Source organism: Streptomyces niveiscabiei, assembly GCF_001419795.1.
Classification (GTDB): Bacteria; Actinomycetota; Actinomycetes; order Streptomycetales; family Streptomycetaceae; genus Streptomyces; species Streptomyces niveiscabiei.
This window is the reverse complement of sequence record NZ_LIRL01000084.1, coordinates 1-2,538: the sequence shown is the minus strand read 5'-3', so window position 1 is coordinate 2,538 and position 2,538 is coordinate 1. Positions and strand designations below refer to the sequence as shown.

The following is a 2,538-nucleotide window of genomic DNA, read 5'->3' as shown; positions in this document are numbered from 1 at the left end:
CCGCGCACCCCGGCCGAGGAGACCCTCGCCGGGATCTGGGCCGACGTCCTGGGCATCGGACAAGTCGGCGTCCACGACGACTTCTTCGCCCTCGGAGGCGACTCCGTCCTCGGCATCCAGGTCGCCTCACGGGCCCGTACGGCACTGCGCGCCCCCCTGTCCTGGCGCGACCTCTTCGACCACCCGACCGTCGGACAGCTCGCCGCCCTCATGCCGGGCCGGCCGCCGGCGCCCGCCGACCCGATCCCGGCCGCCCCGCGCACCGGCCCGCTGCCCCTCGCCCCCGGACAGCGACGCCTGTGGTTCCTCGACGAGTTCGAGCCGGGCGGGGTGGAGTACAACACCGGCGTGGCGCTCCGGCTCTCCGGCGAGCTGTCCACGACCGCCCTCCAGCGGGCCGTGGACGCGCTGGCCGAACGGCACGAAGTCCTGCGCACCACCTTCGACTCCGTGGACGGCCGGGGCGTCCAGATCGTGCACCCGGCCTCCTCGGTCCCCGTCCGCCTGCGCGAACTCGACGGTGAACCCCTCGAAGAGGTGCTGCGCCACGAGCAGTCCACCCCCTTCGACCTGCGCACCGGCCCGCTGGTGCGCGTCCTCGTGGTGCGCACGGCACCGGCCGAGCACGTCCTGACGGTGTCGATGCACCACATCGTCACCGACGGCTGGTCGGTCGGCGTGCTCTGCCGCGACCTGGGAGAGCTGTACTCGGCGGCCCTGCGCGGCACGGACCCGGACCTGCCGAAACTGCCCCTCCAGTACGCCGACCACGCCGTGTGGCACGGCGAGCGGCTGAACCGCGACTCGCAGGACGGACAACTCGCCTACTGGCGCGACCGGCTGGCGGGCCTCGAACCCCTGGAACTGCCGACCGACCGCCCCCGGCCCGCCGTACGGACCTCGGCCGGTGCCGTCCACACCTTCGACGTTCCCCCGGACGTCGTCGCGGGACTGGTCGCCCTCGCACGCGAGGAGCGGGCCAGCCTCTTCATGGGGCTCGCCGCCGTGACACAGCTGCTGCTCTCCCGCTACTCGGGACAGACGGACGTGGCGGTCGGGACCGTCACCTCCGGCCGCGACCGGGCCGAGACCGAGCATCTGCTGGGCTTCTTCGTCAACACCCTCGTGCTGCGCACCCGCATCGACGAGGACGGCTCCTTCCGTGAACTGCTCGCCGCCGTCCGGGACGGCGCGCTCGGCGCCTTCGCCCACCAGGACGTGCCCTTCGACCGGCTCGTCGACGCACTCGCCCCGGAACGCGACCCCAGCCGCACCCCGCTGGTCCAAGCGGTCGTCGTCCTGCAGAACGCGCTCGGCGGGCTCGGGGAGTTCACCGGGGCGCGCGCCGAGCGCGTGCCCGTGCCGCGCGACACGTCACGCTTCGACCTCACCCTGGAGTTCTGGGAGCACGGCGACGCGCTGACCGGCGAACTGGAGTACAACACCGACCTGTTCGACACCCGCACCGCCGAACAGCTCTGCCGCCACTGGCTGTCGCTGGCCCGCGAGGCCGTCACCGACGCCGCCCGCCCCCTGTCCCGCGTCCCCCTGCTCACCCCGCACGAGCACGCCCACTGGAGTACCGGCGCGGAAGCCGGAGCGACCGGCGAGAGCCTGGCCGGCCTGTGGCGCGCCCGGGTCGCCGCGCACCCCGGGCGGGTCGCCGTGTCGTCCGGTGACAGCACCCTCACGTACGCCGAACTCGACGCCCGCGCCAACCGGCTGGCGCACGCCCTCGTCGCGCGCGGTGTCGCCCCGGAGTCCCGGGTGGCGGTCGCCCTGCCCCGTTCGGTGGAGTGGGTGATCGCGGTGCTGGCCGTGACCAAGGCCGGAGGCGTGTACGTCGCGGTCGACCCGGGGCTGCCCGAGGAGCGGCTGGCGTACGTGCTCGGAGACAGCGGGGCCGGAGTGGTGGTGAGCCGCGCGGACGTGGCGGGGCGGCTGCCCGTGGACGGCGCGCACCTCATCGCCGACGTGAACGCCGTGACCGGCGAAGGAACCGGCCTCCCCGGCACCGACCCCCGCGTCGACGTCCCCCTCACCTCCGCCGCGTACGTCATCTACACCTCCGGCTCCACCGGCCGCCCCAAGGGCGTCGTCGTCACCCACCAGGGCCTCGCCGCCTTCACCACCGCCCTCGTGCGCCGCTGCGCCGTGGACGCCACCGCCCGCGTCCTCCAACTCGCCTCCCACAGCTTCGACGCCTCCGTCCTGGAACTGCTGATGGCCCTCGGCGCCGGCGCCACCCTGGTCGTCCCGCCCGTCGAGGGCCCCCTCGTCGGCGAGGACCTGCTGGACGTGCTGCGGGCGCAGAGCGTCACCCACGCCCTGATCCCCCCGACCGTCCTCGGCAGCATCCCCCCGGGCGACGCACCCGCCCTGCGCGTCCTGCTGTCCGGCGGCGAGGCCTGCGACGCCGGGCTGGTCGAGCGCTGGGCACCCGGCCGCACCATGGTCAACGCCTACGGCCCCACCGAGGTGACCGTCGTCGCCACGATGAGCGGCGCCCTCGCCCCCGACACCGGCACACCCCCCATC

General features: G+C 74.7%; 1 protein-coding gene. It reads left to right on the top strand.

Going from position 1 to position 2,538, the window contains the following annotated elements; all coding sequences use genetic code 11:
• Positions 1 to 2,538 (top strand): condensation domain-containing protein (locus AOK24_RS05380; RefSeq protein ID WP_159051797.1); only part of this gene is annotated, 2,538 nt, incomplete at both ends.